Source organism: Streptomyces sp. bgisy159 (genome assembly GCF_057707805.1).
Genome location: NZ_JBYIQX010000008.1, coordinates 190706 through 216642 on the forward strand (window position 1 = coordinate 190706; position 25937 = coordinate 216642).

Annotated in this window: 25 protein-coding genes and 1 riboswitch; of the genes, 12 read left to right on the forward strand and 13 right to left on the reverse strand. The window is 73.3% G+C overall.

Annotated elements, in window-relative coordinates; all coding sequences use genetic code 11:
• Nucleotides 1-147: 147 nt before the first annotated feature.
• Both AC3ET3_RS11325 and AC3ET3_RS11330 read right to left on the reverse strand, forming a co-directional pair.
• Nucleotides 148-918, reverse strand: a complete 771-nt coding sequence (locus tag AC3ET3_RS11325) for a methyltransferase (RefSeq protein ID WP_435612046.1) — start codon at nucleotides 916-918, stop codon at nucleotides 148-150.
• A 258-nt stretch (nucleotides 919-1176) separates the two neighbouring features.
• Nucleotides 1177-1740, reverse strand: coding sequence for an SAV_6107 family HEPN domain-containing protein (locus AC3ET3_RS11330; protein WP_432140030.1), 564 nt, complete (start codon nucleotides 1738-1740; stop codon nucleotides 1177-1179).
• A 273-nt stretch (nucleotides 1741-2013) separates the two neighbouring features.
• On the opposite strand from AC3ET3_RS11330, the gene AC3ET3_RS11335 reads away from it, so the two are divergent.
• From AC3ET3_RS11335 to AC3ET3_RS11345, 3 genes are all read left to right on the forward strand, one after another.
• On the forward strand, nucleotides 2014-2667 hold the full coding sequence (locus tag AC3ET3_RS11335; protein ID WP_432140029.1) for a TetR/AcrR family transcriptional regulator: 654 nt from the start codon (nucleotides 2014-2016) through the stop codon (nucleotides 2665-2667).
• Nucleotides 2668-3077: 410 nt separating this feature from the next.
• The gene (locus tag AC3ET3_RS11340) at nucleotides 3078-3692 is read left to right on the forward strand and encodes a DUF4126 domain-containing protein (protein ID WP_432140028.1); all 615 of its coding nucleotides are present in this window, start codon (nucleotides 3078-3080) and stop codon (nucleotides 3690-3692) included.
• Nucleotides 3693-3755: 63 nt separating this feature from the next.
• On the forward strand, nucleotides 3756-5240 hold the full coding sequence (locus AC3ET3_RS11345) for a phytoene desaturase family protein (protein ID WP_432140027.1): 1485 nt from the start codon (nucleotides 3756-3758) through the stop codon (nucleotides 5238-5240).
• An 85-nt stretch (nucleotides 5241-5325) separates the two neighbouring features.
• Here AC3ET3_RS11345 and AC3ET3_RS11350 read toward each other — a convergent pair whose 3' ends face one another.
• The 6 genes from AC3ET3_RS11350 to AC3ET3_RS11375 form a co-directional block, all read right to left on the reverse strand.
• A complete protein-coding gene (locus AC3ET3_RS11350) occupies nucleotides 5326-6309 on the reverse strand; it encodes an SCO2102 family sporulation regulator (RefSeq protein WP_432140026.1) in 984 nt (327 codons plus the stop codon).
• A gap of 55 nt (nucleotides 6310-6364) precedes the next feature.
• Entirely contained in the window at nucleotides 6365-7288 is a 924-nt protein-coding gene (metF, locus tag AC3ET3_RS11355) for a methylenetetrahydrofolate reductase [NAD(P)H] (RefSeq protein WP_432140025.1), read from the reverse strand.
• A gap of 118 nt (nucleotides 7289-7406) precedes the next feature.
• Nucleotides 7407-8054: a thiamine phosphate synthase gene (gene thiE, locus AC3ET3_RS11360; RefSeq protein WP_432140024.1), complete on the reverse strand. Its 648-nt coding sequence runs from the start codon at nucleotides 8052-8054 to the stop codon at nucleotides 7407-7409.
• A gap of 133 nt (nucleotides 8055-8187) precedes the next feature.
• On the reverse strand, nucleotides 8188-8553 hold the full coding sequence (locus AC3ET3_RS11365) for an Rv2175c family DNA-binding protein (RefSeq protein ID WP_432140023.1): 366 nt from the start codon (nucleotides 8551-8553) through the stop codon (nucleotides 8188-8190).
• 86 nt (nucleotides 8554-8639) lie between these two features.
• Nucleotides 8640-9842: an NAD(P)/FAD-dependent oxidoreductase gene (locus tag AC3ET3_RS11370; RefSeq protein ID WP_432140033.1), complete on the reverse strand. Its 1203-nt coding sequence runs from the start codon at nucleotides 9840-9842 to the stop codon at nucleotides 8640-8642.
• A gap of 108 nt (nucleotides 9843-9950) precedes the next feature.
• Complete coding sequence (locus AC3ET3_RS11375) at nucleotides 9951-10301, reverse strand: avidin-fold protein (protein ID WP_432140022.1); 351 nt, start codon at nucleotides 10299-10301, stop codon at nucleotides 9951-9953.
• Nucleotides 10302-10352: 51 nt separating this feature from the next.
• A riboswitch (TPP riboswitch) is annotated at nucleotides 10353-10464 on the forward strand.
• Here AC3ET3_RS11375 and thiO point away from each other — a divergent pair.
• From thiO to AC3ET3_RS11400, 5 genes are all read left to right on the forward strand, one after another.
• On the forward strand, nucleotides 10462-11616 hold the full coding sequence (thiO, locus tag AC3ET3_RS11380; protein ID WP_435612047.1) for a glycine oxidase ThiO: 1155 nt from the start codon (nucleotides 10462-10464) through the stop codon (nucleotides 11614-11616). (Overlaps the previous riboswitch by 3 nt.)
• The gene (thiS, locus tag AC3ET3_RS11385) at nucleotides 11613-11825 is read left to right on the forward strand and encodes a sulfur carrier protein ThiS (RefSeq protein WP_432140020.1); all 213 of its coding nucleotides are present in this window, start codon (nucleotides 11613-11615) and stop codon (nucleotides 11823-11825) included. Before thiO ends, thiS begins: the two co-directional genes overlap by 4 nt.
• A gap of 2 nt (nucleotides 11826-11827) precedes the next feature.
• Entirely contained in the window at nucleotides 11828-12622 is a 795-nt protein-coding gene (locus AC3ET3_RS11390) for a thiazole synthase (protein ID WP_432140019.1), read from the forward strand.
• Nucleotides 12623-12746: 124 nt separating this feature from the next.
• Complete coding sequence (pknB, locus tag AC3ET3_RS11395; RefSeq protein WP_435612048.1) at nucleotides 12747-14693, forward strand: Stk1 family PASTA domain-containing Ser/Thr kinase; 1947 nt, start codon at nucleotides 12747-12749, stop codon at nucleotides 14691-14693.
• 34 nt (nucleotides 14694-14727) lie between these two features.
• Entirely contained in the window at nucleotides 14728-15627 is a 900-nt protein-coding gene (locus AC3ET3_RS11400) for a deoxyribonuclease IV (protein ID WP_432155736.1), read from the forward strand.
• Between the two features lie 4 nt (nucleotides 15628-15631).
• On the opposite strand, the gene AC3ET3_RS11405 is transcribed toward AC3ET3_RS11400, so the two are convergent.
• Nucleotides 15632-16264 carry a sulfite oxidase-like oxidoreductase gene (locus AC3ET3_RS11405; protein WP_432135570.1) on the reverse strand — a complete coding sequence of 211 codons (633 nt, stop codon included), beginning with the start codon at nucleotides 16262-16264 and terminating at the stop codon, nucleotides 15632-15634.
• 184 nt (nucleotides 16265-16448) lie between these two features.
• Between AC3ET3_RS11405 and bfr the strand changes: the two genes are divergently transcribed.
• The gene (gene bfr, locus AC3ET3_RS11410; RefSeq protein ID WP_432135571.1) at nucleotides 16449-16928 is read left to right on the forward strand and encodes a bacterioferritin; all 480 of its coding nucleotides are present in this window, start codon (nucleotides 16449-16451) and stop codon (nucleotides 16926-16928) included.
• A gap of 29 nt (nucleotides 16929-16957) precedes the next feature.
• On the opposite strand, the gene AC3ET3_RS11415 is transcribed toward bfr, so the two are convergent.
• The gene (locus AC3ET3_RS11415; RefSeq protein WP_432135572.1) at nucleotides 16958-17191 is read right to left on the reverse strand and encodes a (2Fe-2S)-binding protein; all 234 of its coding nucleotides are present in this window, start codon (nucleotides 17189-17191) and stop codon (nucleotides 16958-16960) included.
• Nucleotides 17192-17329: 138 nt separating this feature from the next.
• On the reverse strand, nucleotides 17330-18682 hold the full coding sequence (locus AC3ET3_RS11420; protein ID WP_432135573.1) for a class II 3-deoxy-7-phosphoheptulonate synthase: 1353 nt from the start codon (nucleotides 18680-18682) through the stop codon (nucleotides 17330-17332).
• Nucleotides 18683-18871: 189 nt separating this feature from the next.
• Here AC3ET3_RS11420 and AC3ET3_RS11425 point away from each other — a divergent pair, with 189 nt between their 5' ends.
• The 3 genes from AC3ET3_RS11425 (at nucleotide 18872) to AC3ET3_RS11435 (ending at nucleotide 23859) form a co-directional block, all read left to right on the forward strand.
• Nucleotides 18872-21706, forward strand: coding sequence for an N-acetylmuramoyl-L-alanine amidase (locus AC3ET3_RS11425; RefSeq protein WP_435612049.1), 2835 nt, complete (start codon nucleotides 18872-18874; stop codon nucleotides 21704-21706).
• A gap of 99 nt (nucleotides 21707-21805) precedes the next feature.
• Nucleotides 21806-21862, forward strand: coding sequence for a trp operon leader peptide (locus AC3ET3_RS11430; protein ID WP_432135733.1), 57 nt, complete (start codon nucleotides 21806-21808; stop codon nucleotides 21860-21862).
• 107 nt (nucleotides 21863-21969) lie between these two features.
• The gene (locus AC3ET3_RS11435; RefSeq protein ID WP_435612050.1) at nucleotides 21970-23859 is read left to right on the forward strand and encodes an anthranilate synthase family protein; all 1890 of its coding nucleotides are present in this window, start codon (nucleotides 21970-21972) and stop codon (nucleotides 23857-23859) included.
• Here the strand turns inward: AC3ET3_RS11435 and AC3ET3_RS11440 are convergent.
• Both AC3ET3_RS11440 and AC3ET3_RS11445 read right to left on the reverse strand, forming a co-directional pair.
• Nucleotides 23811-24806 carry a 2-hydroxyacid dehydrogenase gene (locus tag AC3ET3_RS11440; protein ID WP_432135576.1) on the reverse strand — a complete coding sequence of 332 codons (996 nt, stop codon included), beginning with the start codon at nucleotides 24804-24806 and terminating at the stop codon, nucleotides 23811-23813. The two genes, AC3ET3_RS11435 and AC3ET3_RS11440, sit on opposite strands and share 49 nt — an antisense overlap.
• Before the next feature lie 98 nt (nucleotides 24807-24904).
• Complete coding sequence (locus tag AC3ET3_RS11445) at nucleotides 24905-25924, reverse strand: 6-phosphofructokinase (protein WP_432135577.1); 1020 nt, start codon at nucleotides 25922-25924, stop codon at nucleotides 24905-24907.
• Nucleotides 25925-25937 lie beyond the last annotated feature (13 nt).

Sequence of the window (25937 nt, forward strand, 5' to 3'; positions counted from 1 at the left end):
TTACTTCCCCGGCGGCCGGCCCGTCATGCCGGGGCGGTCTCCCTCGATCATACGGCGCGAACCGCCCGAACGGGGGGCCTGTGGTGCACTCCATCCGCCGTGGACACGCCGATCAGCGGTGTCACCACAGGGACCGCACGGACTCACTCAGCCCTCGTGGGCCCCTTGTGTCTCGCCGAGGACGTGGAGCTGGGTGGCCACCGAGCGGAAGGCGGGCAGCTCGGCCGCCGCCTCCTCGAGCTTGAGCAGGGCGTCCAGCGCTCCGGGCTCGGTGTCGACGAGCACGCCGGGCACCAGGTCGGCGAAGACCCGCACCCCGTGCACGGCGCCGACCCGCAGCCCCGCTCCCTCGACCAGCGCGGTGAGCTGCTCGGCGGTGAACCGCCGCGGCACGGGGTCGCCGGCGCCCCAGCGGCCGTCCGGGTCGGTCAGCGCCTGGTGGGCCTCCTTGAAGTGACCGGCGAGGGCCCGGGCGAGGACGGCGCCGCCGAGGCCGGCGGCGAGCAGACTGAGGACGCCCTCGGCGCGCAGCGCGGCGACGACGTTGCGGACGCCCTCCGCGGGGTCGTCGACGTACTCCAGGACGCCGTGGCAGAGGACGGCGTCGTAGCCGCCGCGCTCGACGACGTCGAACAGGCCGTGGGCGTCGCCCTGCACCCCGCGCACCCGGTCGGCGAGGCCGGCCTCGGCGGCCCGGCGCTCCAGCGCGAACAGCGCGTTGGGGCTGGGGTCGACGACGGTGACCCGGTGGCCCAACCGTGCGACGGGCACCGCGAAGTTGCCGCTGCCGCCCCCGGTGTCCAGGACGTCCAGGGACTCCCGGCCCGTGGCCTTGACCCGGCGGTCGAGGGCGTCCTGGAGGACCTCCCAGACCACGGCGGTACGGAGTGAGGCGCGGGGGCGCTGCGGGTCCGACACGGCAGTTGACTCCTCGGCGCGGCACCGCCTCTTGCGCGGCGGAGCGAACGGGCTGCCTCCCCGCCCCGGGCCGCGGGACGGGAAAGCCTTTCAGGCGCCCTCCACCCTATTGCCTCGGCCGCCCCACCTGGTCATCGCCGGGCGACGGACAGGGTCCGACGCCCGCGCGGTACGGCGCGGCGGACCACCAAGGGCCGCCCGGGCCGGGCCACGCCCGGTCCGCACCGCGCGCCCGCCCCGTCCGCCCGGCCGCAGGGGTCAGCCCGCGTCCGGCATCTCGTGGCGGGGAGCGGGACCGGGCGGCTCCTCACCGGCGCGGCGCGGCGGGGGCAGGACCGGCTGGAGGACCAGCAGCCGCTCGACGAGGCGGATGAACATCGCCACGTCCCGTATCAGGTCGTCGGCGTCGCGGCGGCCGGCCGCACCGGGGATGCCGGCCTCGGCGCGGGCCCGGCGCCCGGCGCCGGAGGCGAACAGCGCGCTCCACTCGGTCAGTTCGGGCGCGATCTCGGGGAGCACTTCCCAGGCGCTCCTGATGCGGGCCCGGCGCCTGGGGCCGGTCTCGGGGCGACCGCGGGCGGCGAGCACGGCGGCGGCGGTGCGCAGGGCGGCGAGGTGGGCCGTGGCATAGCGCTCGTTAGGGGTCTCCAGGGCGGCGGCCTCGTCGAGTCCGGCGCGGGCCTGGGTGAGCAGGTCGAGGGCGGCGGGCGGGGCCGTGGCCCGGCGCAGCACGGGATGGACGTCGCTCGCGGGGCCGGTCAGTGAGGGTGCAGGGCCGGTGGCGCGGCGCCGGCGGGCGGCGGCCGCGTGATCGCGGGCCATGACGAACCTCCTGTCGTCTGGGTGACGGCACGCACTGTCCGGTGGTGCCGTATGTGCCCATCGTGAGGTATGCCACTGACAATCCATTCTGACCTGGGCTTTCGCTTCGAAGAAGGGTTCGGGTCGAATGTCGCGCCGTGGTTTCGCGGGCCGGTTCCGGCGCCTTTGCGCGGGCGGTCGCGCGCCGGGGCCGCCCGGGGCGGGGCCCGTGCCGGGCGCGACCGGGGCGGGGCCCGTGCCGGGCGCGGCCGGGGCGGGGGGACAATCAGGGGCATGGAAAGCAGCACCACGCCGGGCGGCCGCCCCCGCCGCGAGGCCACCCGGCAGAGGCTCTACGAGGCGGCCGTCACCCTCATCGCCGAGCAGGGCTTCTCCGCGACCACGGTGGACGAGATCGCCGAGCGGGCCGGGGTCGCCAAGGGCACGGTCTACTACAACTTCGCCAGCAAGTCGGTCCTCTTCGAGGAGTTGCTCCGGCACGGCGTGGGCCTGCTCACCGCCTCCCTGAGGGAGGCCGCGGAGCGGACCGCGCGCGAGGGCGGCTCACAGGTGGCCGCCCTGGACGCGATGATCCGCGCGGGACTGGTCTTCATCGACCGCTACCCGGCCTTCACCCAGCTGTACGTGGCCGAGCTGTGGCGCACCAACCGGACCTGGCAGTCGACGCTGACGGTGGTCCGGCGGGAGGCGGTGGCCGTCGTGGAGGAGGTGCTGCGCGCGGGCGTCGCGGCCGGTGAGTTCAGCGCGGAGATCGACGTGCCGCTGACCGCGGCGGCGCTGGTCGGCATGGTGCTGGTGGCCGCGCTGGACTGGCAGGCGTTCCAGCCGGAGCGGTCGCTGGACGACGTCCACGCGGCGCTGTCCCTGCTGCTGCAGGGCCGGGTGAGCGGGGACCGGGGAGTGCGGGGCCGCCCCGCCTCGGCCTGAGGCGGGGCGATCCGGCGAAAGCGCCGGTCCGTGGCAGCCGCGTTCCCCCAGGGCCGTCACGAACCGGCGCTTCCCGGTGCACCCCCGCACCCCCGCACCCCCGTCTCCCTCGGTTTCCCGGGCCCCCGTGTCCCTTGGTTCCCCGAGCCCCCGTGCGGTCGTCCTCGCTGCTCCCCCGCGCCTCGCTCCCGCCGACCGGGCCGGCGGAAGGAGCGGTCCAGGACCGGCGCCGTTCCGCCGCCCCGTGTCGGCGGTGCCGGCGCCGGGTCCCTTCCCGTGCCTCCACTGTCCCGTCCGGGCGGCCCGGACCCCATCCGCGCGGGTACTCATCCCGGCGCCTGAGTACCGGTGCTCAGGGCTGTGTGCGCAACCTCAGGACGCGCCGCCCGGCGCTGGATACGATCGCCCCCGTGTCCGTACTCCCCCTGCTCTTCACCAGCGGCTGGGCCAGCGGCGTCAACGCCTACGCGGTGGTGCTGCTGCTCGGCGTCTTCGGCGCGACCGGCGTGAGCGACGACGTCCCGCAGACCCTGCAGCGCCCGGAGGTGCTCGCGATCGCCGGGCTGCTCTTCCTCTGCGAGGCGGTCGCCGACAAGATCCCGTACGTCGACTCCGGCTGGGACATGGCGCACACGGTGATCCGCCCGGCGGCCGGCGCCTGGGTCGCGGCGCTGCTGGCCGGGCAGAGCGGCTCGCTGTCCGAGGCGGCGGCCGGCGCGCTCGGCGGTTCCACGGCGCTGGCCAGCCACCTGGTGAAGGCCGGGACGAGGATGGCGGTCAACTCCTCGCCCGAGCCGTTCAGCAACGTGCTCGTGAGCCTCGCCGAGGACCTCGGGGTCGGCGCCCTGGTCACCTTCGCGATATTCCACCCGACGGCGGCGGCGGTCATCGCCGGCTCGCTGCTGCTGCTCGGCCTGGTGACCCTGTTCTTCCTCGTCTCCCGCATCCGCCGCTTCCTGCGCCGCAGGGCCCAGCGCCGCGAGGAGCGGCGCGTGGCGGCCCGCGCGGGGACGGCGCCCTGGTGAGCCGCCCCCGACCGGCACCGGCCCCCGGCGGGACTGCCGGCGGCGGCGGATAAAGTCCCTGGCATGGCACGAATCGTGGTGGTCGGCGCCGGGATGGGCGCGATGGCGGCCGCTGCCCGGCTGGCCGTCGCCGGCCACCGGGTGGTGGTCCATGAGCGGACGGGGACCTACGGCGGAGCGCTGGGCCGCGTGGAGCGGGACGGCTTCGCCTTCGACACCGGACCGGCGCTGCTGCCCCTGCCCGCTGTCCACCGCGACCTGTTCGTCAAGACCGGCAAGGAACCGCTGGAGCGGTGCGTGGAGCTGGTCCAGGTCGATCCCTGCGCGCACCACGTGTTCGCGGACGGCACCGAGGTCTCCCTGCCGAACGCCTCCCGGTCGGGAGTGGTCTCGGCGCTGGACGAGGCGCTCGGGGCGGGCGTCGGGCGGCGCTGGGGCGACTTCCTGGTGCGGGCCCGCGAGGCGTGGGACCGCACCCGCCGGCCCCTGCTGGAGGAGCCGCTGTGGCCCGACTGGTCCGTGCTGGCCGAGCGCGAGCCCTACCCGGCCGTGCCGCACAGGAGACTGCTGCGCACCCGCCGTGCGGCCACGGTGGCCGAGACCGGTGCCTGGGAGCTGCGTGACCCCCGGCTCGCCGCCCTGCTGGAGAGCCATGCGCTGGCGTACGGCCTCGATCCGCGGGTCGCCCCGGCGAGCGCGGCGGTGCTGCCGTACATGGAGCACGCCTTCGGCATGTGGTACGTGCGCGGTGGGCTGAGGGAGTTGGCGCGTGCGGTGTACGAGCGGTGCCTGGCCCGCCGGGTGGAGTTCGTCTTCGAGTCCGAGGTCGTCCGGGTCCTGGAGAAGGACGGGCGGGCGGCGGGCGTCGAACTCGCCGACGGCGGTGCGGCGGAGGCGGACTTCGTGGTCGCCGGCGTCGCCCCGGGCGCACTGCGGGCGGGGCTGCCCGAGCGGGCCGGGGGCGAGGTGGCGCCCCAGCGGGGGATGCCCGGCCGGCTCACCGTGCTGCTGGCCCTGCGGGGCGGGCGCCCGGCGGGCGTGGCGCACCGGACCGTGGTGCATCCGGCGGACCGTGCGGGCGAGTTGGAGGCCGTGTTCGACGCGGCGCCCGGGGCGTCGTTCGCTCCGACGGTGACCGTGCTGCGCCCCGACGACCCGGCGCTGGTCCCGGACTCCGGGCACGAGGCGGTCACGCTGTCCGCGGTGGTGCCCGCCGGCGACGACCGTGCCGAGGAGCGGGTGGCGGCGATGCTCACCGCCGCCGAGCGGGCCGTACCGGGGCTGCGGGAACGGGTCCTGTGGCAGGAGGTGCGTACCCCGGCGGATGTCGAGGCGGCGACCGGTGCGGCGGGCGGGGCGGTGCCGGCGCCCGCGCTGGCGGCGGCCGGGGGCCGGCTGCTGCATCCCGCCAACTCCACCGCGCTGCCGGGGCTGTTCACCGTCGGCGGCTGGTCGCATCCCGGGGGCGGGCTGCCGCACGCCGGGATGTCGGGCGCACTGGTGGCGGGGCTGATCGTGGAGGGTCCGGAGTTCCGGGGCTCACAGTGACCCCAGGTCCTCGGCACCCCGGTCCTCGGAACGCCGGCCCTCCGGGTCCCAGTACTCGGAACGCCGCCCCCCGGGACTCCGGCCTTCAGAATCGATACTGCTCGTCGTAGCCGTTGCCCTGCTGCCCGCCCGCGCCCTGGCCGTCGCCCGGGTAGGGGTACTGCTGCTGGTCGGGCGGGAGTTCGCCGCCGAGCGGGTCGTCGCCACGCTGCTGCGGCACCCAGACGCCGCCGGCCGGGGTCTCGCCGTAGCCGGTGCCGTACTGGTCGCCGTACCCCTGCTGGGTGTAGCCGGTGTCGTAGCCGCCGCCGTAGGTCTGGGTGCCGATGTACGGGTCGGAGTAGGCGGCGTACTGCTGCTGGCCGCCGGAGGTGTCGTAGTCGTAGCTCTGCTGCCCGTATCCCTGGTAGGCGTCGTAGCCGTAACTCTGGTCGGCGCTCTGGCCGGTGGCGGCGTACTGGTCCTGGGCCGCGCCGTTGGACTGGGCGTAGGCGGAGTCGCCGTAGACGCCGTAGGAGCCGGTGTCCTCCGGGAGGGGCTGGGGCTCGTAGACGGCGGTGGTCTCGGCGTCGCCGGGGCGGTCGGTACGGGCGGCCGGGGTGAAGACGTCGTCGCGGTCGTAGTCGTGCTCGTAGTCGTGCCCGTAGTCGTCGTCGTAGGACCGGGTGCGGTCCGGGTCGTCGTGACCGTAGGCGTCCGTGTCCTCGCCGGCGGTCTCGGGGGCGTCCGGGCCGGGGCCGTCGAGGACGGGGTCCTGACGGTCCGCGCGCCCCCGGCGGCGCTTGGCGACCTTGGCGACCGGGCCGTCGCCCTCGGGCCGCTTGACCGCCCAGCCCGCGGCGAAGCCGCGCCGGAACGACAGCGTGACGTAGGTCTGGCCGATCGCGAAAGTGGCCGCGCCGAGGGCGATGACGGGGATGGACGGGATCAGCACGCCCAGGACCACGCCGAGGAAGCCGGCGAACGCCAGCAGCCGCCAGCGCAGCCGCGCCTTGTACTGCAGCAGCACTTCGCCGAGCAGCCACAGCGCGACGACGCCGAAAGCGATGTAGAGGACCGTCCAGCCCATGTACGCCCCTCTCCCAGCGGCCGTCCGCAGTGTGTCGTATCGCGGTACGGCCGGTCTAGGCCTGCGGAGGGTGGTGCAGGCCCAGGTTCTCGTAGATTTCCAGGGTCGCCGTGGAGTTGTTGAGCGTGATGAAGTGCAGTCCGGGCACTCCCTCGGCCAGCAGCCGCGCGCAGAACTCCGTGGCGAAGTCGATGCCAATGGAGCGTACAGCGGCCGGATCGTCTTTGGCTGTGAGGATCCGCTCTTTCAGCTCCTCCGGGAAGGACGCGGTGCTCAGCCTGGGCAGCCGCTCCAGCATCCTGACGCTGGTCACCGGCAGGACCTCGGGGATGACCGGGGTGTCGCAGCCGGCCGCCGCGACGCGGTCGCGCAGCCGGAGGTAGGACTCGGGCTGGAAGAACATCTGCGTGATGGCGTAGTCGGCGCCGGCCCGGCACTTGTCGACGAAGTGGCTGACGTCGGTGTCCCAGTCGGTGGAGCGCGGGTGCATCTCGGGGAAGGCGGCGACGCCCACGCAGAAGTCGCCGGACTCCTTGATCAGCCGGACGAGTTCGGCGGCGTAGGTCAGGCCGCGGGGGTGCGCGACCCAGTCGCCCATGGGGTCGCCGGGCGGGTCGCCCCGCACCGCGAGCATGTTGCGGATCCCGGCGTCGGCGTACTGGCCGATGATGTTGCGCAGCTCGGCGACGGAGTGGTCCACCGCGGTCAGGTGGGCGACCGGGGTGAGCGTGGTGTCGACGACGATCTGCTGGGTCTCCTTGACGGTGGTGGCCCGGGTGGAGCCGCCGGCGCCGTAGGTCACCGAGACGAAGTCGGGGGCCACGGCCTCGACCCGGCGCAGCGCGTTCCACAGGTTCCGCTCACCCTTGGGCGTCTTCGGCGCGTAGAACTCGAACGAGTACGTCGTCTTGCCTGCAGCCAGCATGTCGCGCACGGTGCGTGCGCGGTCCGTCCTGGTGGAGGCGGTTCCTAGGGCCATACCCGCAGGTTAGCCAGGGTGTGCCGGTCCCCCAACCGCGGGAGGGAAATTTGCCCGGATTGCCGGTTTGTTGTCCACCCCTCGGACAGCTGCCGGCGGAGCGGCCGCCGAAGGAGCCTCAGACGCTCCGCAGCTGCTTCGCGAAACGGGCCGCCGCCGCTCCCGGGTCGTCCGCCTCGGTGATCGCCCGGACCACGACCACCCGCCGGGCGCCCGCGGCCAGCACCTCGTCGAGGGTGCCGAGGTCGATGCCGCCGATGGCGAACCAGGGCCGGCCGGTGTCCAGCGAGGCGGTGTACCGGACGAGGTCCAGGCCGGGCGCGGGGCGGCCGGGCTTGGTGGGGGTGGGCCAGCACGGGCCGGTGCAGAAGTAGTCCACGCCCTCCTGGACGGCGGCCGCGGCGGCCTCCGCCTCGCTGTGCGTGGAGCGTCCGATCAGCACCTCGTCACCGAGGATCGCGCGGGCGGCGGGGACGGGCAGGTCGCCCTGGCCGAGGTGGAGCACGTCGGCGGCGGCGGCGTGGGCGACATCTGCCCGGTCGTTGACCGCGAGCAGCTTGCCGTGGCGGGCGCAGGCGTCGGCGAACACGGCGAGGTGCTCCAGTTCCTCACCGGCCTCCATGCCCTTGTCGCGCAGCTGCACGACGTCGACGCCGCCCGCGAGGACCGCGTCCAGGAACTCCGGGAGGTCGCCCTGGCGCCTGCGGGCGTCCGTGCACAGGTACAGCCGGGCGTCGGCGAGCCGGGCGCGGGCGGTGTCGGGCATGCGGGTGTCCCCCCTGGGGCGGTGGCGGCGGGCGGCGTGCGGTCCGGGCGGGCCGGGCCGCACGCCGGGCGGTTCTCGGTGGGGCGGTACGCCGAGGCGTTCCCGGTACGGCGGCACGCCGTGTCGCGTCGGCTCAGACGGCCAGCGCCTGGGCGCGCCGCTTCACCTCCGTGCCGCGATTCTCGCTCAGGGCCTGCGCGGGGGTGCCGGGCAGGGTGGGGTCGGGGGTGAAGAGCCACTCGATCATCTCTTCGACCGTGAAGCCGTCGTCCCGCAGGAGCGTCAGGGTGCCGGACAGGCCCTTGACGACCTTGTCCCCGTCGATGAAGGCGGCGGGGACGTGCAGCGCGCGGTTCTCGCCCCTGCGTACGGCGATGAGCTGGCCCTCCTTGACCAGCTGCCGCACGCGCGTCACCTCGGCGCCGAGCATCTCGGCGATGTCGGGGAGGGTGAGCCAGGCGGGGACGAGAGCATCGATCTTTGCGTCAATCTCGGTCACGGGATCCAGGGTAGGCGGTCCGCCGGTCCCCTCGCGACGGACCGCCCCGGGCACGGCGCCCCGCAGGGGGTCCGGCCGCGACGGCCCTACGGAGTGGCGGTCGCGTTCTTCAGCGGACGTCCCGGGTCCGTCAGCAGGGCGGGGTCCATGCGCGCCCCCGCCTCGATCAGGCGCCGCCCCTGCGCCAGGTCCCGGGGCCGGCCCACCGCCAGCAGGGCGACCAGCCGGCCCTCGCGCAGCCAGCACACGCTCCAGGCCGGGCCGGCCGGGTCGCCGCGCCACAGGGTGGTGTCGGCGTCGGCATGGTGGCCGGCGTACTGCACGAAACGGCCGAACTGCTCCGACCAGAAGTACGGGACGGGGTCGTAGAGCGCCGGGACCTCGCCGGTGGTGGCGCCGAGGATGTTGGTGGCGACGGTGCGCGGGCCCTGCAGGGCGTTGTCCCAGTGGTGGACGAGGAGGCGGCGGCCGTACCGCCCCGAGGGGAAGGAGGCGCAGTCGCCGACCGCGTACACATCGGGCAGGGAGGTGCACAGCCGGTCGTCGGCGACGACCTCGCCCCAGGTGCCGGTCGCGATGCCGGAGCCGGCCAGCCAGGCGGTCGCGGGGCGGGCACCGATGCCGACCACGACCGCGTCGGCGGGCAGCCGGGTGCCGTCGTCGAGGACCACCGAGCCGGGCTCGACGCCCGCCACGCGCGCGTGGGTGCGCAGCACGGTGCCGCTGTCGGCGTACCAGGCGGTCATCGGGGCGGCCACCTCGGCGGGCAGCGCGCCGGCCAGCGGCCGGTCGGCGGCCTCCACGACGGTGACCGCGCAGCCGGCCTCGCGCGCGGCGGTGGCGAACTCCGCGCCGATCCAGCCGGCGCCGACCACCACGATGTCGTGCTGCCGGGCGAGCACGGGCCGCAGCCGCTCGGCGTCGTCGAGGGTGCGCAGCAGATGCACGCCGGGCATGCCCTCGGTGCCGGGCAGTCGCAGCGGTTCGGCGCCGGTCGCGACCACGAGCACGTCGTACGGGACGGGTCCGGCCTCGGTGTCCACCTCGTGGTCGGCGGAGCGCAGCCCGGTCACCTCGCGGCCGAGGAGCAGGTCGATGCCGAGGCCCTCGAAGTCCACCTCGAAGGCCGAGCCCTCGGCCCTGCCGAGCAGGACGGCCTTGGACAGCGGTGGCCGGTCGTAGGGCTGGTGGGGTTCGGCGCCGATCAGGGTCACCGTGCCGGTGAAGCCCCGCTCGCGCAGCGCGACCGCGGTCTGCACGCCGGCCATGCCCGCGCCGACGACGACCACGCGCTCCGGCGACCCGCCGTCCCCGCGTCCCAGCCCGCTGTTCACGCTCACCCGATCACCATAGACAACTGACACTTCATCAGGCCCCGGCTTCCCGTGCCTCGGGCGTCAGCCGTCATACCCCGTGACCTGCTCCACCACACTCGTCCCGCTGCCGTCCTGCGACTCCCACGCCCAGCTCTCCTCCAGGCGCACCCGCCCGTCGGGCAGTTCCACGACCGTGGAGCGGCAGTGCCCGCCGGACGTGGTGCCGTCGGTCCTGAGCTGCACGTACCGGAAGTCGAGCCGGTCGCCCTGCCGGGTGCCCACCAGGTGGCCGCGCACGACGTCACCGCCCGCGTACTCGGCCCAGATCTCGCCGTCCTTCTCGTGGTAGGTGAACCGCGTGGAGGTGCCCACCTGACCTGGGGCTTGGTCGGCCACGGGGGCGAGGACGAGTCCGTCGAGCGAGCGGGGCACGGTTCGGGGCTCCCTTACTGAGGCGATCGGCACGGGCTAGGGTGGCCACCGTAAAGCACTCGCGGGAGCCCGGACGCACCGGGCTGAGAGGGAGGCTGGCGGCCTCCGACCGTACGAACCTGATCCGGGTCATGCCGGCGAAGGGAGGGGCTGGACGCCCATGTCGTCACGTACGTCCGACGTCCTTGTCATCGGGGGCGGGATCATCGGCCTGGTCACCGCGTGGCGGGCCGCTCAGCGGGGCCTCGCCACGGCCGTGGTGGACCCCGAACCGGGGGGCGGGGCCGCCCGGGTGGCCGCCGGGATGCTGGCCGCCGTCACCGAACTGCACTACGGGGAGCAGGCCCTGCTGGGTCTCAACCTCGCCTCGGCCCGCCGCTACCCGGAGTTCGCGGCCGAGCTGACCGAGCTGACCGGCCAGGACCTCGGCTACCGGCCCAGCGGCACACTGGCCGTCGCGCTCGACGCCGACGACCGGGCCCACCTGCGGGAACTGCACGCGCTGCAGCGGCAGTCGGGGCTGGAGTCCGAGTGGCTGTCGGGGCGGGAGTGCCGACGGCTGGAGCCGATGCTGGCGCCCGGTGTGCGCGGCGGGCTGCGCGTGGACGGCGACCACCAGGTGGACCCCCGGCGGCTGGCGGCGGCGCTGGTGACCGCCTGCGAGCGGGCGGGTGTGGTCTTCCACCGGGAGTGGGCCGAGCGCCTGACGGTCGCCGGGGAGCGGGCCGCCGGAGCCGTGACCCGCGCGGGCTCGGCCCTCTCCGCCGACCAGGTGGTGCTCGCCGCCGGCAGCCTCAGCGGGCGGTTGGCGGGCGTCCCGGACCACGTGCTGCCTCCGGTGCGGCCGGTGAAGGGCCAGGTGCTGCGGCTGACCGTGCCGCGCCGCCACGCGCCGTTCCTGAGCCGGACGGTGCGCGCCGTGGTGCGCGGCAGCCACGTCTACCTGGTGGCGCGCGAGGACGGCGAGCTGGTCGTGGGCGCCACCAGCGAGGAACTGGGCTGGGACACCACGGTGACCGCGGGCGGCGTCTACGAGCTGCTGCGGGACGCGCACGAGCTGGTGCCCGGCATCACCGAGCTGCCGCTCACGGAGACCCGCGCGGGACTGCGCCCCGGCTCCCCCGACAACGCGCCGCTGCTCGGCCCCACCGGACTGGACGGGCTGCTGCTGGCCACCGGCCACTACCGCAACGGGGTGCTGCTCACGCCGGTCACCGGTGACGCCCTCGGCCAGGTGCTGGCCACCGGGGAGCTGCCGGAGGTCGCTCGCCCCTTCACGCCGAAGCGGTTCACCCGGGCGGAGCAGCCGGCATGAACGTCCCGGTCACCATCTCCGTCAACGGGCAGCGGCGCGAGATCGCCCCCGGCACGGCGCTCGACGCCGTCGTACGGCACCTGACCGCGGCCCCCTCGGGGGTGGCCGCCGCCCTCAACGAAACCGTCGTCCCGCGCGCGCAGTGGCCCGCCACGGTCCTCTCCGAGGGTGACCGGGTGGAGGTCCTGACCGCCGTCCAAGGAGGCTGACCATGGCCGACGATCCCCTCGTCCTCGGCGGTACGTCCTTCACGTCCCGCCTGATCATGGGCACCGGCGGCGCCCCGAGCCTTGAGGTGCTTCAGCGGGCGCTGGTCGCGTCCGGCACGGAGCTGACGACGGTGGCGATGCGGCGTGTCGACCCGTCGGTGCACGGGTCCGTGCTGTCGGTGCTGGACCGGCTCGGGATCCGGGTGCTGCCGAACACCGCCGGATGTTTCACCGCGGGCGAGGCCGTGCTCACCGCCCGGCTGGCCCGGGAGGCGCTCGGCACCGACCTGGTCAAGCTGGAGGTCATCGCCGACGAGCGGACCCTGCTGCCGGACCCGATCGAGCTGCTGGACGCGGCGGAGACGCTGGTGGACGACGGTTTCACCGTGCTGCCGTACACGAACGACGACCCGGTGCTGGCGCGCCGGCTCCAGGACGTGGGCTGTGCGGCGATCATGCCGCTGGGGTCGCCGATCGGGTCGGGCCTCGGGATCCGCAACCCGCACAACTTCCAGCTGATCGTGGAGCACGCGCGCGTACCGGTGATCCTCGACGCGGGCGCCGGTACGGCGTCGGACGCGGCGCTGGCGATGGAGCTGGGGTGTGCCGGCGTGATGCTGGCGTCGGCGGTGACGCGGGCGCAGGAGCCGGTGCTCATGGCCGACGCGATGCGGCACGCGGTGGAGGCGGGGCGGCTGGCGTACCGGGCGGGGCGGATTCCCCGCCGGCATTTCGCGGAGGCGTCCTCTCCCTCGCAGGGCCTGGCCCGGCTGGATCCGGAGCGGCCGGCCTTCTGAGTCCCCGCGCCCGGCGGCGGCGCCGGGCGGCAGTCCTTCGCGTACACGTCACAGGTCGGCTGCAGTCGTGCGGTGATCGGGTGGATCGGGTGGGGGTGTCGGTGGCGGCTCGTAGACTCGCTGCGTGGACACGACCCTTCAGGACCCCCTCGTCGGGCAGGTGCTCGACGGTCGGTATCGCGTCGAGGCGCGGATCGCGGTCGGCGGGATGGCCACGGTCTACCGGGCCGTGGACACCCGCCTGGACCGCGTGCTCGCGCTGAAGGTGATGCATCCCTCACTCGCGGTGGACGGCGCGTTCGTGGAGCGCTTCATCCGCGAGGCCAAGTCGGTCGCCCGGCTGGCCCACCCGAACGTGGTGCAGGTCTTCGACCAGGGGACCGACGGGTCGTACGTCTATCTGGCCATGGAGTACGTCGCCGGGTGCACCCTGCGCGACGTGCTGCGCGAGCGGGGCGCCCTGCAGCCGCGGGCGGCGCTGGACATCCTGGAACCGGTACTGGCCGCGCTCGGCGCCGCGCACCGCGCCGGTTTCGTGCACCGCGACATGAAGCCCGAGAACGTGCTGATCGGGGACGACGGCAGGGTCAAGGTCGCCGACTTCGGCCTGGTGCGGTCGGTGGACACGGTGACCAGCACCACGGGGGCCGTCCTCGGCACCGTCTCGTACCTGGCGCCGGAGCAGATCGAGCAGGGCACCACGGACGCCCGGGCCGACGTGTACGCCTGCGGCGTGATGCTGTACGAGATGCTCACCGGTGACAAGCCGCACTCCGGGGAGACCCCCGCGATCGTTCTGTACAAACACCTCCACGAGGACGTGCCGCCGCCCTCCGCCGCCGTGCCGGGCCTGGCGTACGAGCTGGACGCGCTGGTCGCCTCGGCGACCGCCCGCAACGCCGACGTCCGCCCGCACGACGCGGTGGCACTGCTGGCCCAGGCGCGCGAGGCGCGCGCCGGGCTCGGCGAGGAGCAGCTGGACGCCACGCCGCCGCAGGCCCGCTCCGCCGGGCACGACAACGCCGAGGACCGCACCAGCGTGATCCCGCGTGCGCTGACGGTGCTCAGGCCGCTGCCGGTGAACGAGGACGAGCCCGACGAGGGCGGTGCCGGCGGTGCCGACGGGGTGCACCGGACCTCGCGTCTCGCCGCCCCGCCCCCTCCCCCGCTCCCGCCGCGCCGGCGGGGGGTGCGGCCCCGGCTGCTCGCCGTGGTGACCGCCGTCCTGCTGGTGCTGGGCGTCGGCGCGGGTGTCTGGTACATCAACGCCGGCCAGTTCACCACCGTCCCCGCGGTGCTGACGCAGACCGAGCAGCAGGCCACGGACCGGCTGGCGGACGCCGGACTGGGCGTGAAGGTGGAGCGCGACTTCAGTGACACCGTCGAGCGCGGCCGGGTGATCAGCACCGATCCCGGGCCGGGCTCCCGGGTGCGCGGCGACGCCTCGGTGACGCTGGTGGTCTCCCAGGGCCCGCAGACGGTGCGGGTCCCGGACGTGACGGACACCCGGCTGGACAAGGCCCGGGAGCGGCTGAAGGCGGAGGGGCTGGCACCGGGCCTGGTCACGGAGGAGTTCAGTGACGACGTGCTCAAGGGCTTCGTGATCAGCAGCGACCCGGGGCCGGGCACCGACCGGCGGGCGGGTTCGGCCGTCGCCCTGGTCGTCAGCAAGGGCCGCCCCGTGGAGGTTCCCGACGTCACCGGCACGGACCTGGAGGACGCCCGGGCGGAGCTGGAGGCGGCCGGCCTGCGGGTGACGGTCGCCGCCGAGGAGGTCAACTCCGAGTTCGACAAGGGTGAGGTCGCCGTCCAGTCCCCGGAGGCGGACAGCCGGGCCGCCGAGGGCGACACCGTCACGCTGACCGTGTCCAAGGGACCGGTGATGGTCGAGGTCCCGGACGTGGTGGGCGACAGCGTGGACGACGCGAAGGAGGCGCTGGAGGGCGCCGGCTTCAAGGTGAAGGAGGACCGCGGCATCCTCGGGTTCTTCGGGGACACCGTGAAGAGCCAGTCCGTGGACGGCGGGGACACCGCGCCCAAGGGGTCCACGATCACGATCACCATCCGGTGACGGGACGGTCCGCGCGGCGTGTCACCCTGGACGGGTGACACGCCAGTACCGCCCCTCCGGCCAGCAGTTCTCCTTCCCCTCCCGCAACCCCGTCGGCAGCCATGTCCCGGTGGCCGGCGGCCTGCACTCCACCGGCCTGGCCTACGCCCGTGACCTCGCGGCGGAGACGGTGCAGGTCTTCGTCGCCAACCCGCGCGGCTGGGCCACGCCCGCCGGGAACGCGGCGCAGGACGAGGCGTTCCGCGAGGCGTGCGCGGCCGAGTCGGTCCCGGCGTACGTCCATGCCCCGTACCTGATCAACTTCGGCTCGCACACCGAGGCGACCGTGGAGCGGTCCGTGCTGTCGCTGCGGCACTCGCTGCGGCGGGGGCGGGCGATCGGCGCGCTGGGTGTGGTGGTGCACACCGGCAGCGCGACCGGCGGCCGGGACCGCTCGGTGGCGCTCGGGCAGGTGCGCGAGCGCCTGCTGCCGCTGCTGGACGAGCTGACCCACGACGACGACCCGTACCTGCTGATCGAGTCGACCGCGGGGCAGGGGTCCTCGCTGTGCTCGCTCGCCGAGGACTTCGGGCCGTACTTCGAGGCGCTGGACGCGCATCCCAGGCTGGGCGTGTGCCTGGACACCTGCCACATCTTCGCCGCCGGGCACGACCTGACCGGCCCGGACGGCATGCACCGGACGCTCGACGAGCTGGTCGGCACCGTCGGCGAGGGCCGGCTGAGGCTGATCCACGCCAACGACTCCAAGGACGTCGCGGGCGCGCACAAGGACCGGCACGAGAACATCGGCGCCGGACACATCGGCGAGGACCCGTTCCGGGCCCTGATGAGCCACCCGGCCACCGAGGGCGTACCCCTGGTCATCGAGACGCCCGGCGGCAAGGAGGGGCACGCGGCGGACGTGGAGCGGCTGAAGAAGCTGCGCGACGGCTGACCCGTCAGAGCTCCGGCCCCTCCCCCGGCTCCTCCTGGTAGGAGTAGCGCTGTTCCTTCCAGGGGTCGCCGATGTTGTGGTAGCCGCGCTCCTCCCAGAAGCCGCGCCGGTCGGCGGTCATGTACTCCACGCCCCGGACCCACTTCGGGCCCTTCCAGGCGTAGAGGTGGGGGACGATCAGGCGCAGCGGGAAGCCGTGCTCGGCGGTGAGGAGTTCGCCGTCCTTGTGGGTGGCGAAGATCGTGTCCTCGGCGGTGAAGTCCGACAGGCGCAGATTGGAGCTGAAGCCGTACTCCGCCCAGACCATCACATGGGTGACCTCGGGGGCGGGCGGGGCGATGTCCAGGACGGTCCGCGCGGGGATGCCGCCCCACTCGGCGCCGAGCATGCTGAACTTCGTCACGCAGTGCAGATCGGCCTCGACGGTGGTGTACGGCAGGGCCGTGAACTCCTCGTGGGTCCAGCAGTGCTTGGCGCCGTCAGCCGTGGCGCCGAAGACGCGGAACTCCCAGCGCTCGGGCCGGAACTTGGGGACGGGACCGTAGTGGGTGACCGGCCAGCCGCGCTGTACCCGCTGTCCCGGCGGTAGCTCGGACGCCGCTGCTTCTCCTGTCGCTCGCTCCACCGGATGACCCATGTCTCCCATCCTGACAGACCCGGCACGGTGCACATGACCAGCCCATCCATAAATCCGGCAAACCAGGTGAAACCTCACTAAGCTTGCGCTTACTTACTAAGTACGCACTTACTGGACGATCTTCCGTGCCGGTGCGAGGATGCCGCCGCAACCTCATCTCCCCCATGTGGAAGGAGCCGCTGCGATGCAGGGCGACCCCGAGGTCATCGAATTCCTCAACGAGCAGCTCACCGGCGAGCTCACCGCGATCAACCAGTACTTCCTGCACGCGAAGATGCAGGAGAACCTCGGCTGGACCAAGCTCGCGAAGTACACGCGCCACGAGTCGTTCGACGAGATGAAGCACGCCGAGGTGCTCACCGACCGCATCCTGTTCCTGGAGGGGCTGCCCAACTACCAGCGGCTGTTCCACGTGCGGGTGGGGCAGACGGTGAAGGAGATGTTCGAGGCCGACCGGGAGATCGAGGTCGAGGCGATCGACCGGCTCAAGCGGGGCATCAAGGTGATGCGCGAGAAGGGCGACATCACGTCGGCGAACATCTTCGAGGACATCCTGGCCGACGAGGAGCACCACATCGACTACCTGGACACCCAGCTGGACCTCGTGGAGAAGCTCGGCGAGGCGCTGTACATCGCCCAGCTGATCGAGCAGCCGGAGAGCTAGGCGCGGGCCGGGCGTGGGCCGGCTACCAGCTAGGCGGCCTCGTCCAGACCGGTGAGCGCGGGCCTGCCCTGCTCGACGAGGTCCCGGCGGGGGTACGCGCCACGGCCGAGGAGCGCCTGGATCCGTCGTACGCACGAGCCGCAGTCCGTGCCCGCCTTGCAGGCGGAGGCAATCTGGCGCGGAGTGCAGGCACCGTTCTCGGCATGGTGCCTGACCTGCTGCTCGGTGACGCCGAAGCAACTGCAGACGAACACCCGGCCCACCTCCCGATCAGGATCGCTGTACCTACTGCCATCCCGTTTTCCGGTGAGGCAAACCTAACCTTAGCCCGGGTGGGAAGCTCACGAAAGAGCGAAGGGGCGCGGATCCCGTGTGATCCGCGCCCCTTTTGTGCCCTGTGCCTACTGGTCCCGGTACATCTCCGCGACGAGGAACGCCAGGTCCAGCGACTGGCTGCGGTTCAGCCGCGGGTCGCAGGCCGTCTCGTAGCGCTGGTGCAGGTCGTCGACGAAGATCTCGTCGCCGCCGCCCACGCACTCGGTGACGTCGTCGCCGGTCAGCTCGACGTGGATGCCGCCCGGGTGGGTGCCGAGGCCCTTGTGGACCTCGAAGAAGCCCTTCACCTCGTCGAGCACGTCGTCGAAGCGGCGGGTCTTGTGCCCGGAGGCCGCCTCGAAGGTGTTGCCGTGCATCGGGTCGGTCACCCAGGCCACCACCGCGCCGGACGCCGTGACCTTCTCCACCAGCTCGGGGAGCTTGTCGCGGATCTTGTCGGCGCCCATCCGGACGATGAAGGTCAGCCGGCCCGGCTCGCGCTCCGGGTCCAGGCGCTCGATGTACTGCAGCGCCTCCTCGGCCGTGGTGCTCGGGCCGAGCTTGATGCCGATCGGGTTGCGGATCCGCGAGGCGAACTCGACGTGCCCGTGGTCCAGCTGGCGGGTGCGCTCACCGATCCACACCATGTGCGCCGAGACGTCGTAGAGGTGTCCGGTGCGCGAGTCGACGCGGGTGAGCGCGGACTCGTAGTCCAGCAGCAGCGCCTCGTGCGAGGAGAAGAACTCGACGGTCTTGAACTCCTCCGGGTCGGCCCCGCAGGCGTGCATGAAGTTCAGCGCGTTGTCGATCTCGCGCGCCAGCTGCTCGTAGCGCTGGCCCGACGGGGACGACTTCACGAAGTCCTGGTTCCAGGCGTGCACCTGGCGCAGGTCGGCGTAGCCGCCGGTGGTGAAGGCGCGCACCAGGTTCAGCGTGGACGCCGAGGCGTGGTACATCCGCTTGAGCCGCTCGGGGTCCGGGATCCGGGCCGCCTCGCTGAACTCGAAGCCGTTGACGGAGTCGCCGCGGTAGGTCGGCAGGGTCACGCCGTCCCGGGTCTCGGTCGGCTTGGAGCGCGGCTTGGAGTACTGGCCGGCGATACGGCCGACCTTCACCACGGGCACGGACGCGGCGTACGTCAGCACGGCGCCCATCTGGAGCAGCGTCTTCAGCTTGTTGCGGATGTGGTCGGCGGACACCGCGTCGAAGGCCTCGGCGCAGTCGCCGCCCTGGAGGAGGAACGCCTCTCCCTTGGCGACGGACGCCATCCGGGCGCGCAGCTGGTCGCACTCGCCCGCGAAGACGAGCGGAGGATACGACTCGAGGTCCGCAACGACTGCGCGCAGAGCCTCGGGGTCGGGGTACTCGGGCTGCTGCGCCGCGGGCAGATCTCGCCAGGTGTTGCCAGCGCTCGCGCTGGTCTTAGCGTTCACGGTCACGCACTCCACATTACGGGGTCGGGTCCACCGGTTTTCGGCTGGCTCGACAGATGAGACGGAGCCCTCGGCCGCCGCGGTATTTCCCATGAGTAACAGCAGCCCCTCGTTGAACGCTGGACCTCATAGGTGCGATCTACACGCAAGCAGGGATCGGCCTTCAGGGGATTCCGGACCGACAGGGGTAGGGACTTGAGCGCGGGCCATCGCAGAAACCGCAAGAAGAAGAGACTGCTCGTCTACGGCGTGGCCTCGGTGGTGGTGGCGGCGGCCACGGCCGGCACGCTGGCCCTGGCCTCGCCCGGCCTGCTGGGGTCCGACGACTCACCGGCCGAGGCGCCGTCGCTGCAGAGCGCGTTCGCCCGGGCCGCCGCGGAGTTCGACGTACCGCAGAACGTGCTCATGGCGGTCTCCTACCGGCAGACCCGCTGGGAGGACCACGACGGGCGGCCGTCCACCACCGGCGCCTACAACGTCATGGCCCTCACGGACGTCGACGCGGAGGACCTCGGCGACGGCAAGGACGGCGACACCGACGAGCGCGAGCACCTGCTCGACCACATGAACCTCAGTGGCGAGCCGGCCGTCGAGAAGCACTTCGACGCCGCGAAGGCGCTCAGGAGCCTGAAGAAGAAGGCAGTCGACACCGCCGACCCGCGCCTGCACACGCTGGACGAGGCCGCCGGGCTGATCGACGTCTCGCCGCAGGAGGTGCAGGACGACCCCCTGCAGAGCATCCGGGCGGGTGCGGCGCTCCTCGCCGAGTACCAGAAGGCGGCCACCGGCTCACTGCCCGAGGACCCCGGCGCCTGGTACCCGGCCGTGGCCCGCGCCAGCCAGGCCACCGACCGCAAGGGCGCCGACCTCTTCGCCGCGCGGGTGTACGAGTCGATCAGGAAGGGTGAGCGCCGGGTCACCACGGGGGGCGAGACCCTGACCCTGCCGGCCGACCCGGCCGTCCGGCCGCGGAAGTCCGACGACTTCGACCTCGCGGCGGCCGCAACGACCACCACCGCCTCCCCCGACTGCCCGGCCGGCCTGAACTGCGACTTCCGCCCCGCCGCCTACCAGCAGAACGGCACCATCGACGACTGGGGCAACTACAGCGTCGCGAGCCGCCCCGCCACCGGCCACGAGATCCGCTACATCCTGCTGCACGACACCGAAGGCAGCTACGACAGCTCGCTGGGGGTCTTCCAGAACTCCCGCACCTACGCCAGCGCCCACTACCTGATCCGCGCCTCGGACGGTCTGGTCACCCAGATGGTCGAGAACAAGAACGAGGCGTGGCATGCCGGCAACAAGAGCATGAACATGCACTCGATCGGCATCGAGCACGAGGGCTACGCGATCAAGGACGGCAGCTGGTACACCGAGCCGGAGTACGAGTCCTCCGCCGCACTGGTGAAGTACCTGGCCGCCAAGTACGACATCCCGCTGGACCGCGAGCACATCATCGGCCACGACGAGGTCCCGGGCCCCCTGGACACCAACGTCGCCAAGCAGCACTGGGACCCGGGCCCCTTCTGGGACTGGAACCACTACATGCAGCTGGTCGGCGCCCCGACCGGGGCCGGCGGCGCCGGCGGGGTCTACAAGGCCGGCCAGCTGATCCGCGTCGTCCCGCCCTTCACCACGGCGAACCAGCCGAAGCTGACGAACAACGGCGCCGCGGTCGCCACCCAGCCGGCCAACTTCACCTACCTGTACTCGTCGCCCTCCACGAGCTCCGCCCCGATCACCGACCCGTACCTCGGCTCGATCTCCTCCACCGAGGGCTGGAACTGGGGCAACAAGGTCGTGGCCGGCGGCGAGTACGTCGTCGCCGAGGCACGCGGCGACTGGACCGCCATCTGGTACGGCGGCCAGAAGGCCTGGTTCTACAACCGCGGCGGCCGGTTCGCCACGGCCGTCGGCACCCAGAGCGTGGTCAGGCCCAGGGCCGGCCTCGGCAGCGTCCCGGTCTACGGCCGCACCTACCCGGAGGACGCCGCGTACGACGGCACCGACGTGCCGGTCCAGGACGCGAACACCGACCCGCTGACCAAGTACACCGTCCCCGCCGGCCAGACGTACACGCTGGCGGGCTCGGAGGTGACCGGCTCCTACTACAACAGCGGCACCTACGACGGCTCCGGCGCCGGCTCGCGCACGGTGGTCGTGGGCGGCACCGACACGTTCTACCCGATCCGCTTCAACCACCGGCTGGCCTGGGTGCGCGCCTCGGACGTCGACGTGGTGAACAGCACCGCCCCGGACCCGGCCACCGACCGCTACGACATCCTCGGCCGTGACTCCTCGGGCGTGCTGTGGCAGTACCAGGGCACCGGCAGCGGCTCCACGCCGTTCCTCAGCCGCTACCGGGCCGGCTGGGGCTGGAACATCTACACCATGGTGACGTCCCTGACGGCGCTGCGCGCGGACGGCACCGGCGACATGACGGCGCGCGACAAGGACGGCGTGCTCTGGTACTACAAGGGCAGCGGCGACCCGTCGGCGCCCTACCTGCCGCGCACCAGGGTCGGCGCGGGCTGGAACATCTACGACGTCGTCACCGGCGCCCGCGACCTCACCGCCGACGGCCGGCCCGACATGGTCGCCCGCGACCGGGACGGCGTGCTCTGGCTCTACCAGGGCACCGGCGACACCGCGCGGCCGTTCCTGCCCCGCACCCGCATCGGCGCGGGCTGGCAGATCTACGACGCCCTGACCGACACCGGCGACTTCACCGCAGACGGCAAGGCCGACCTGATCGCCCGGGACACCGACGGCGGACTCTGGCTCTACCGGGGCACCGGCAACGCCACCGCCCCCTACGCCCCCCGGACGAAGATCGGCTGGGGCTGGAACATCTACGACCTGCTGCTCGGGCCGAGCGACCTCGACCGCGACGGCAGGCCCGACCTGATCGCCCGGGACCCGGACGGCGGACTGTGGCTCTACCGGGGCACCGGCAACGCCACCGCCCCCTACACCTCCCGGACGAAGATCGGCTGGGGCTGGAACATCTACGACATGATCGTCTGACCCGCGCGCGTCCGGCGACCGACCGCCCGCGGCGCCACAGCCGTCCCACATCACGGGACGTGCTGGGGCGCCGCGGGCGGATGCGCTACAGTCCCTCGCATGCACGCGCCGACGCACCAGAACTGGTGGTGGACCGCTCATCCGGCGGCCCACTGACTGCGCGTACGCAAGACTTCGCGAAGGCCGCCCGAGGGGCGGCCTTCGGCGTGTCCGGGGTCGTTCCTCACCGACATCGACGTCATGACATCGACGGAAGAGGACCCATGGATCTCGCACAGCTGGCGCACGACACCCGCCCCTTCGCCCTGCTGCGGCGCCGCACCCCGGGCCGGACCCCCGACGTGGTCGAGGTCCTGATCGGCCCGGTCGCCACGCGCGAGCGGCTCGCCGACCTCCCCGACGAGGGGCTGGCCCTGGTCCCGTTCCGGCAGATCCGCGAGCGCGGCTTCGACGTGCGCGACGACGGCACCCCGCTGACGGTGCTCACCCCCGAGGAGACCCACACCGTGTCCCTGCGGGAGGCCCTGGACCGGCTGCCCGCGCACGACGTGCGGGTCGAGGGCGGCGGCTTCGACGTCGGCGACGAGGAGTACGCCGAGATCGTCGGCCGGGTGCTGCGGGACGAGATCGGGCGCGGCGAGGGCGCCAACTTCGTCATCCGGCGGACCTACGAGGGGGAGATCCCGGGGTTCTCCCGCGCCGACGCGCTGGCCCTGTTCCGGCGGTTGCTGGAGGGCGAGCGGGGCGCCTACTGGACGTTCCTCGTGCACACCGGGGAGCGGACGCTGGTCGGCGCCAGCCCGGAGGTGCACGTCCGGATGGCCGGCGGCACGGTCGTCATGAACCCGATCAGCGGCACGTACCGCTATCCGGCCGAGGGGCCGACGCCCGAGCACCTGCTGGACTTCCTCGCCGACGGCAAGGAGATCGAGGAGCTGTCGATGGTCGTCGACGAGGAGCTGAAGATGATGTGCACCGTCGGCGACATGGGCGGCGTCGTCGTCGGGCCGCGCCTGAAGGAGATGGCGCACCTCGCGCACACCGAGTACGAACTGCGCGGACGTTCCTCGCTGGACGCGCGGGAGGTGCTCCGGGAGACCATGTTCGCGGCGACGGTCACCGGCTCCCCGGTACAGAACGCCTGCCGGGTGATCGAGCGTCACGAGGTGGGCGGGCGGGCCTACTACGCCGGTGCGCTGGCACTGCTGGGCCGGGACTCCGGGGGCACGCAGACCCTCGACTCCCCGATCCTCATCCGCACCGCGGACATCTCCGCCGACGGCCGGCTGCGGGTGCCCGTCGGCGCGACCCTGGTACGCGGCTCCGACGCGCGCGGCGAGGTCGCGGAGACCCACGCGAAGGCGGCGGGCGTCCTGGCCGCGCTCGGCGTGCGGCCGGCCCGGCCCCGCGAGGAGCGGGCGCTGCCGCGGCTGGCCGACGACCCCCGGGTGCGCGCCGCCCTCGACGGGCGCCGCTCCTCGCTGGCCCCGTTCTGGCTGCGGATGCAGGGGCCGGCCGCGCCGGAGTCGGCACTCGCCGGGCACGCCCTGGTCGTCGACGGCGAGGACACCTTCACGGCGATGCTCGCGCACGTGCTGCGTTCCAGCGGCCTGGACGTGACGGTGCGGCGCTACGACGAACCGGGGCTGCGGGACGCCGTACGGGCGCACCGGGGCCCCCTCGTGCTCGGCCCCGGGCCGGGCGACCCGTCCGACCTCGGCGACCCGAAGATGCGGTTCCTGCGCGAGCTGACCGCCGAGGTGCTGCGCGACCACGGGCAGGGGGTCCTCGGCGTGTGTCTCGGCCACGAGCTGATCGCGGCCGAGCTGGGGCTGGAGATCGTCCGCAAGGAAGTCCCGTACCAGGGCGCGCAGACGACAGTCGACCTGTTCGGACGGCCGGAGACGGTCGGCTTCTACAACAGCTTCGCGGCGCGCTGCGACGACGACGCCCACACGGCGCTGGCCGCGCGCGGCGTCGAGGTGAGCCGGGCCTCCAATGGCGAGGTGCACGCGGTACGGGCGGCCGGGTTCGCCGGGGTGCAGTTCCACCCCGAGTCGGTGCTGACGCTGAACGGTGCCGCGATCGTGCGGGAGCTGATGGCTCAGCTGCGCGGCACCAGCACGTTCTCCGAGCGGCGGCCGGCCGTGTAGTCGAGGACGTTGCCGAGGGTGGTGTCGATGATCTGGCTGACGGCGTCCACCGTGTAGTACGCCTGGTGGGAGGTGACCAGGACGTTGGGGAAGGTGACCAGGCGGGCCAGGGTGTCGTCCTCGATGGCCTCCAGGGACTTGTCGAGGAAGAACACGCCCGCCTCCGCCTCGTAGACGTCGAGGCCGACGCCGGTGAAGCGGCCCTCGCGCAGTTCGGCGACGAGGGCCGCGGTGTCGATGAGGCCGCCGCGGCTGGTGTTCACCAGGACCGCGTCGTCCTTCATCGCCTTCAGCGCCTGCGCGTCGATGAGCTGCTGGGTCTGCGGCGTGAGCGGCACGTGCAGGCTGATCAGGTCGGCCTCGGCGAGCAGTTGCTCCTTGGGGACGTACCGCATGCCGAGCTCCAGGCAGGCCGGGTTCTCGGCGACGTCCCAGCCGAGCAGCCGCATGCCGAAGCCGTGGGCGATCCGGGCGAACGCCTCGCCGATCTTGCCGGTGCCGAGGACGCCGACGGTGCGGCCGTGCATGTCACGGCCCATCAGCCCGTGGAGCCGGAAGTCGAAGTCCCGGGTGCGGCCGGCGGCGCGCACGATACGGCGGTTGACCGCCATGGCGAGGGTCCAGGCGAACTCGGCCACCGAGTAGGGCGAGTAGTACGACACCCTCGCGACGGTCATCGCCAGCCGCTCGGCCACGGGCAGGTCGACGTTGTTGAAGCCCGTCGACCGCTGGGCCACCATCTGGGTGCCGCCGGCCGCGAGGGTCTGCAGGACACGGTTGTTCAGGTCGCAGTTGACGCTGGTGGAGATCACCTCGTAGCCGAGCGCGATGGGCACGGTGTCCTCGTTGAGGAACACGTCGAGGCAGCGGACGTCGTGGTGCCCGGCGAACGCCCGCTCGATGAGGGGCTTCTCGTCGGCCTGCACTCCGAAGGCGAGGATCTCCATACCGGCGAATATACGGCCGGGCACGGCGCGGCGCGCCCCTCGGGGGCGGCGCCGCCGTGCCCGGCACGCGGCGGCGTCGCCCGGCGTGCGGGCCGCCGTCAGCCGAAGAACACCCCCACCTCGGTGTACAGCTGCGGGTCGACGGTCTTCGGGGCGCCCGTCGCCGTGGCGATCGGCACCCGGACGACGTCCGGGCCGCGCAGGGCGACCATCGTGCCGAAGTCGCCCTCGTGGGCGGCGTCGATGGCGTGCAGTCCGAAGCGGGTGGCCAGCCAGCGGTCGTAGGGGCTCGGGGAGCCGCCGCGCTGGAGGTGGCCGAGGACGGTGGTGCGGGCCTCCTTGCCGGTGCGGCCCTCGATCTCCCGGGCCAGCCACTCCCCCACCCCGGACAGCCGCGCCTGCCCGGACCCGCTGGGCGTGAGCACCACATGGCCGTCCCTGGGGCGGGCCCCGTCACCGACGACCACGATGGGCGCGTAGGAGGCGCGGAAGCGGGAGGTGACCCAGGCGCACACCTGGTCCACGTCGAAGGGCTGCTCGGGGATGAGGATGACGTTGGCGCCTCCGGCGAGCCCGGAGTGCAGGGCGATCCAGCCGGCGTCGCCGCCCATCACCTCGACGACCAGGACCCGCTTGTGCGACTCGGCGGTGGTGTGCAGCCGGTCGATGGCGCCGGTGGCGACGCCCACGGCGGTGTCGAAGCCGAGGGTGTAGTCGGTGCCCGGCAGGTCGTTGTCGATGGTCTTGGGTACGGCGACGCAGGGCAGCCCGTGCTCGTCGGCGAGCCGGGCCGCCGTGCCGAGGGTGTCCCGGCCGCCGATCGTGATCAGTGCCTCGACGTCGTGCTTGGCGAGGTTGTCACGGATGCGGCGGACACCGTTGTCGTAGTCGAGGGGGTGGGTGCGCGAGGTGCCGAGGATGGTGCCGCCGCGCGGGAGGGTGCCGCGCACCGCGGGGATGTCCAGGGGGACGGTGTCGCCGTCGAGGGCGCCGCGCCAGCCGTCCACGAACCCGACGAACTCGTGGCCGTACTCCTGTACGCCCTTGCGGACCACGGCCCGCACCACGGCGTTCAGGCCGGGGCAGTCGCGGCCTCCGGTGAGTACTCCGACGCGCATGGGGATGTCCCTT

Bases quoted from the DNA above. Each gene is read 5' to 3' on its own strand.
- AC3ET3_RS11330 (WP_432140030.1), bottom strand. From the start codon at position 1,740: ATGGCCCGCGATCACGCGGCCGCCGCCCGCCGGCGCCGCGCCACCGGC.
- AC3ET3_RS11335 (WP_432140029.1), top strand. From the start codon at position 2,014: ATGGAAAGCAGCACCACGCCGGGCGGCCGCCCCCGCCGCGAGGCCACC.
- AC3ET3_RS11345 (WP_432140027.1), top strand. From the start codon at position 3,756: ATGGCACGAATCGTGGTGGTCGGCGCCGGGATGGGCGCGATGGCGGCC.
- AC3ET3_RS11350 (WP_432140026.1), bottom strand. From the start codon at position 6,309: ATGGGCTGGACGGTCCTCTACATCGCTTTCGGCGTCGTCGCGCTGTGG.
- metF (WP_432140025.1), bottom strand. From the start codon at position 7,288: ATGGCCCTAGGAACCGCCTCCACCAGGACGGACCGCGCACGCACCGTG.
- thiE (WP_432140024.1), bottom strand. From the start codon at position 8,054: ATGCCCGACACCGCCCGCGCCCGGCTCGCCGACGCCCGGCTGTACCTG.
- thiO (WP_435612047.1), top strand. From the start codon at position 10,462: ATGTCGTCACGTACGTCCGACGTCCTTGTCATCGGGGGCGGGATCATC.
- thiS (WP_432140020.1), top strand. From the start codon at position 11,613: ATGAACGTCCCGGTCACCATCTCCGTCAACGGGCAGCGGCGCGAGATC.
- AC3ET3_RS11390 (WP_432140019.1), top strand. From the start codon at position 11,828: ATGGCCGACGATCCCCTCGTCCTCGGCGGTACGTCCTTCACGTCCCGC.
- AC3ET3_RS11405 (WP_432135570.1), bottom strand. From the start codon at position 16,264: ATGGGTCATCCGGTGGAGCGAGCGACAGGAGAAGCAGCGGCGTCCGAG.
- bfr (WP_432135571.1), top strand. From the start codon at position 16,449: ATGCAGGGCGACCCCGAGGTCATCGAATTCCTCAACGAGCAGCTCACC.
- AC3ET3_RS11435 (WP_435612050.1), top strand. From the start codon at position 21,970: ATGGATCTCGCACAGCTGGCGCACGACACCCGCCCCTTCGCCCTGCTG.
- AC3ET3_RS11440 (WP_432135576.1), bottom strand. From the start codon at position 24,806: ATGGAGATCCTCGCCTTCGGAGTGCAGGCCGACGAGAAGCCCCTCATC.
- AC3ET3_RS11445 (WP_432135577.1), bottom strand. From the start codon at position 25,924: ATGCGCGTCGGAGTACTCACCGGAGGCCGCGACTGCCCCGGCCTGAAC.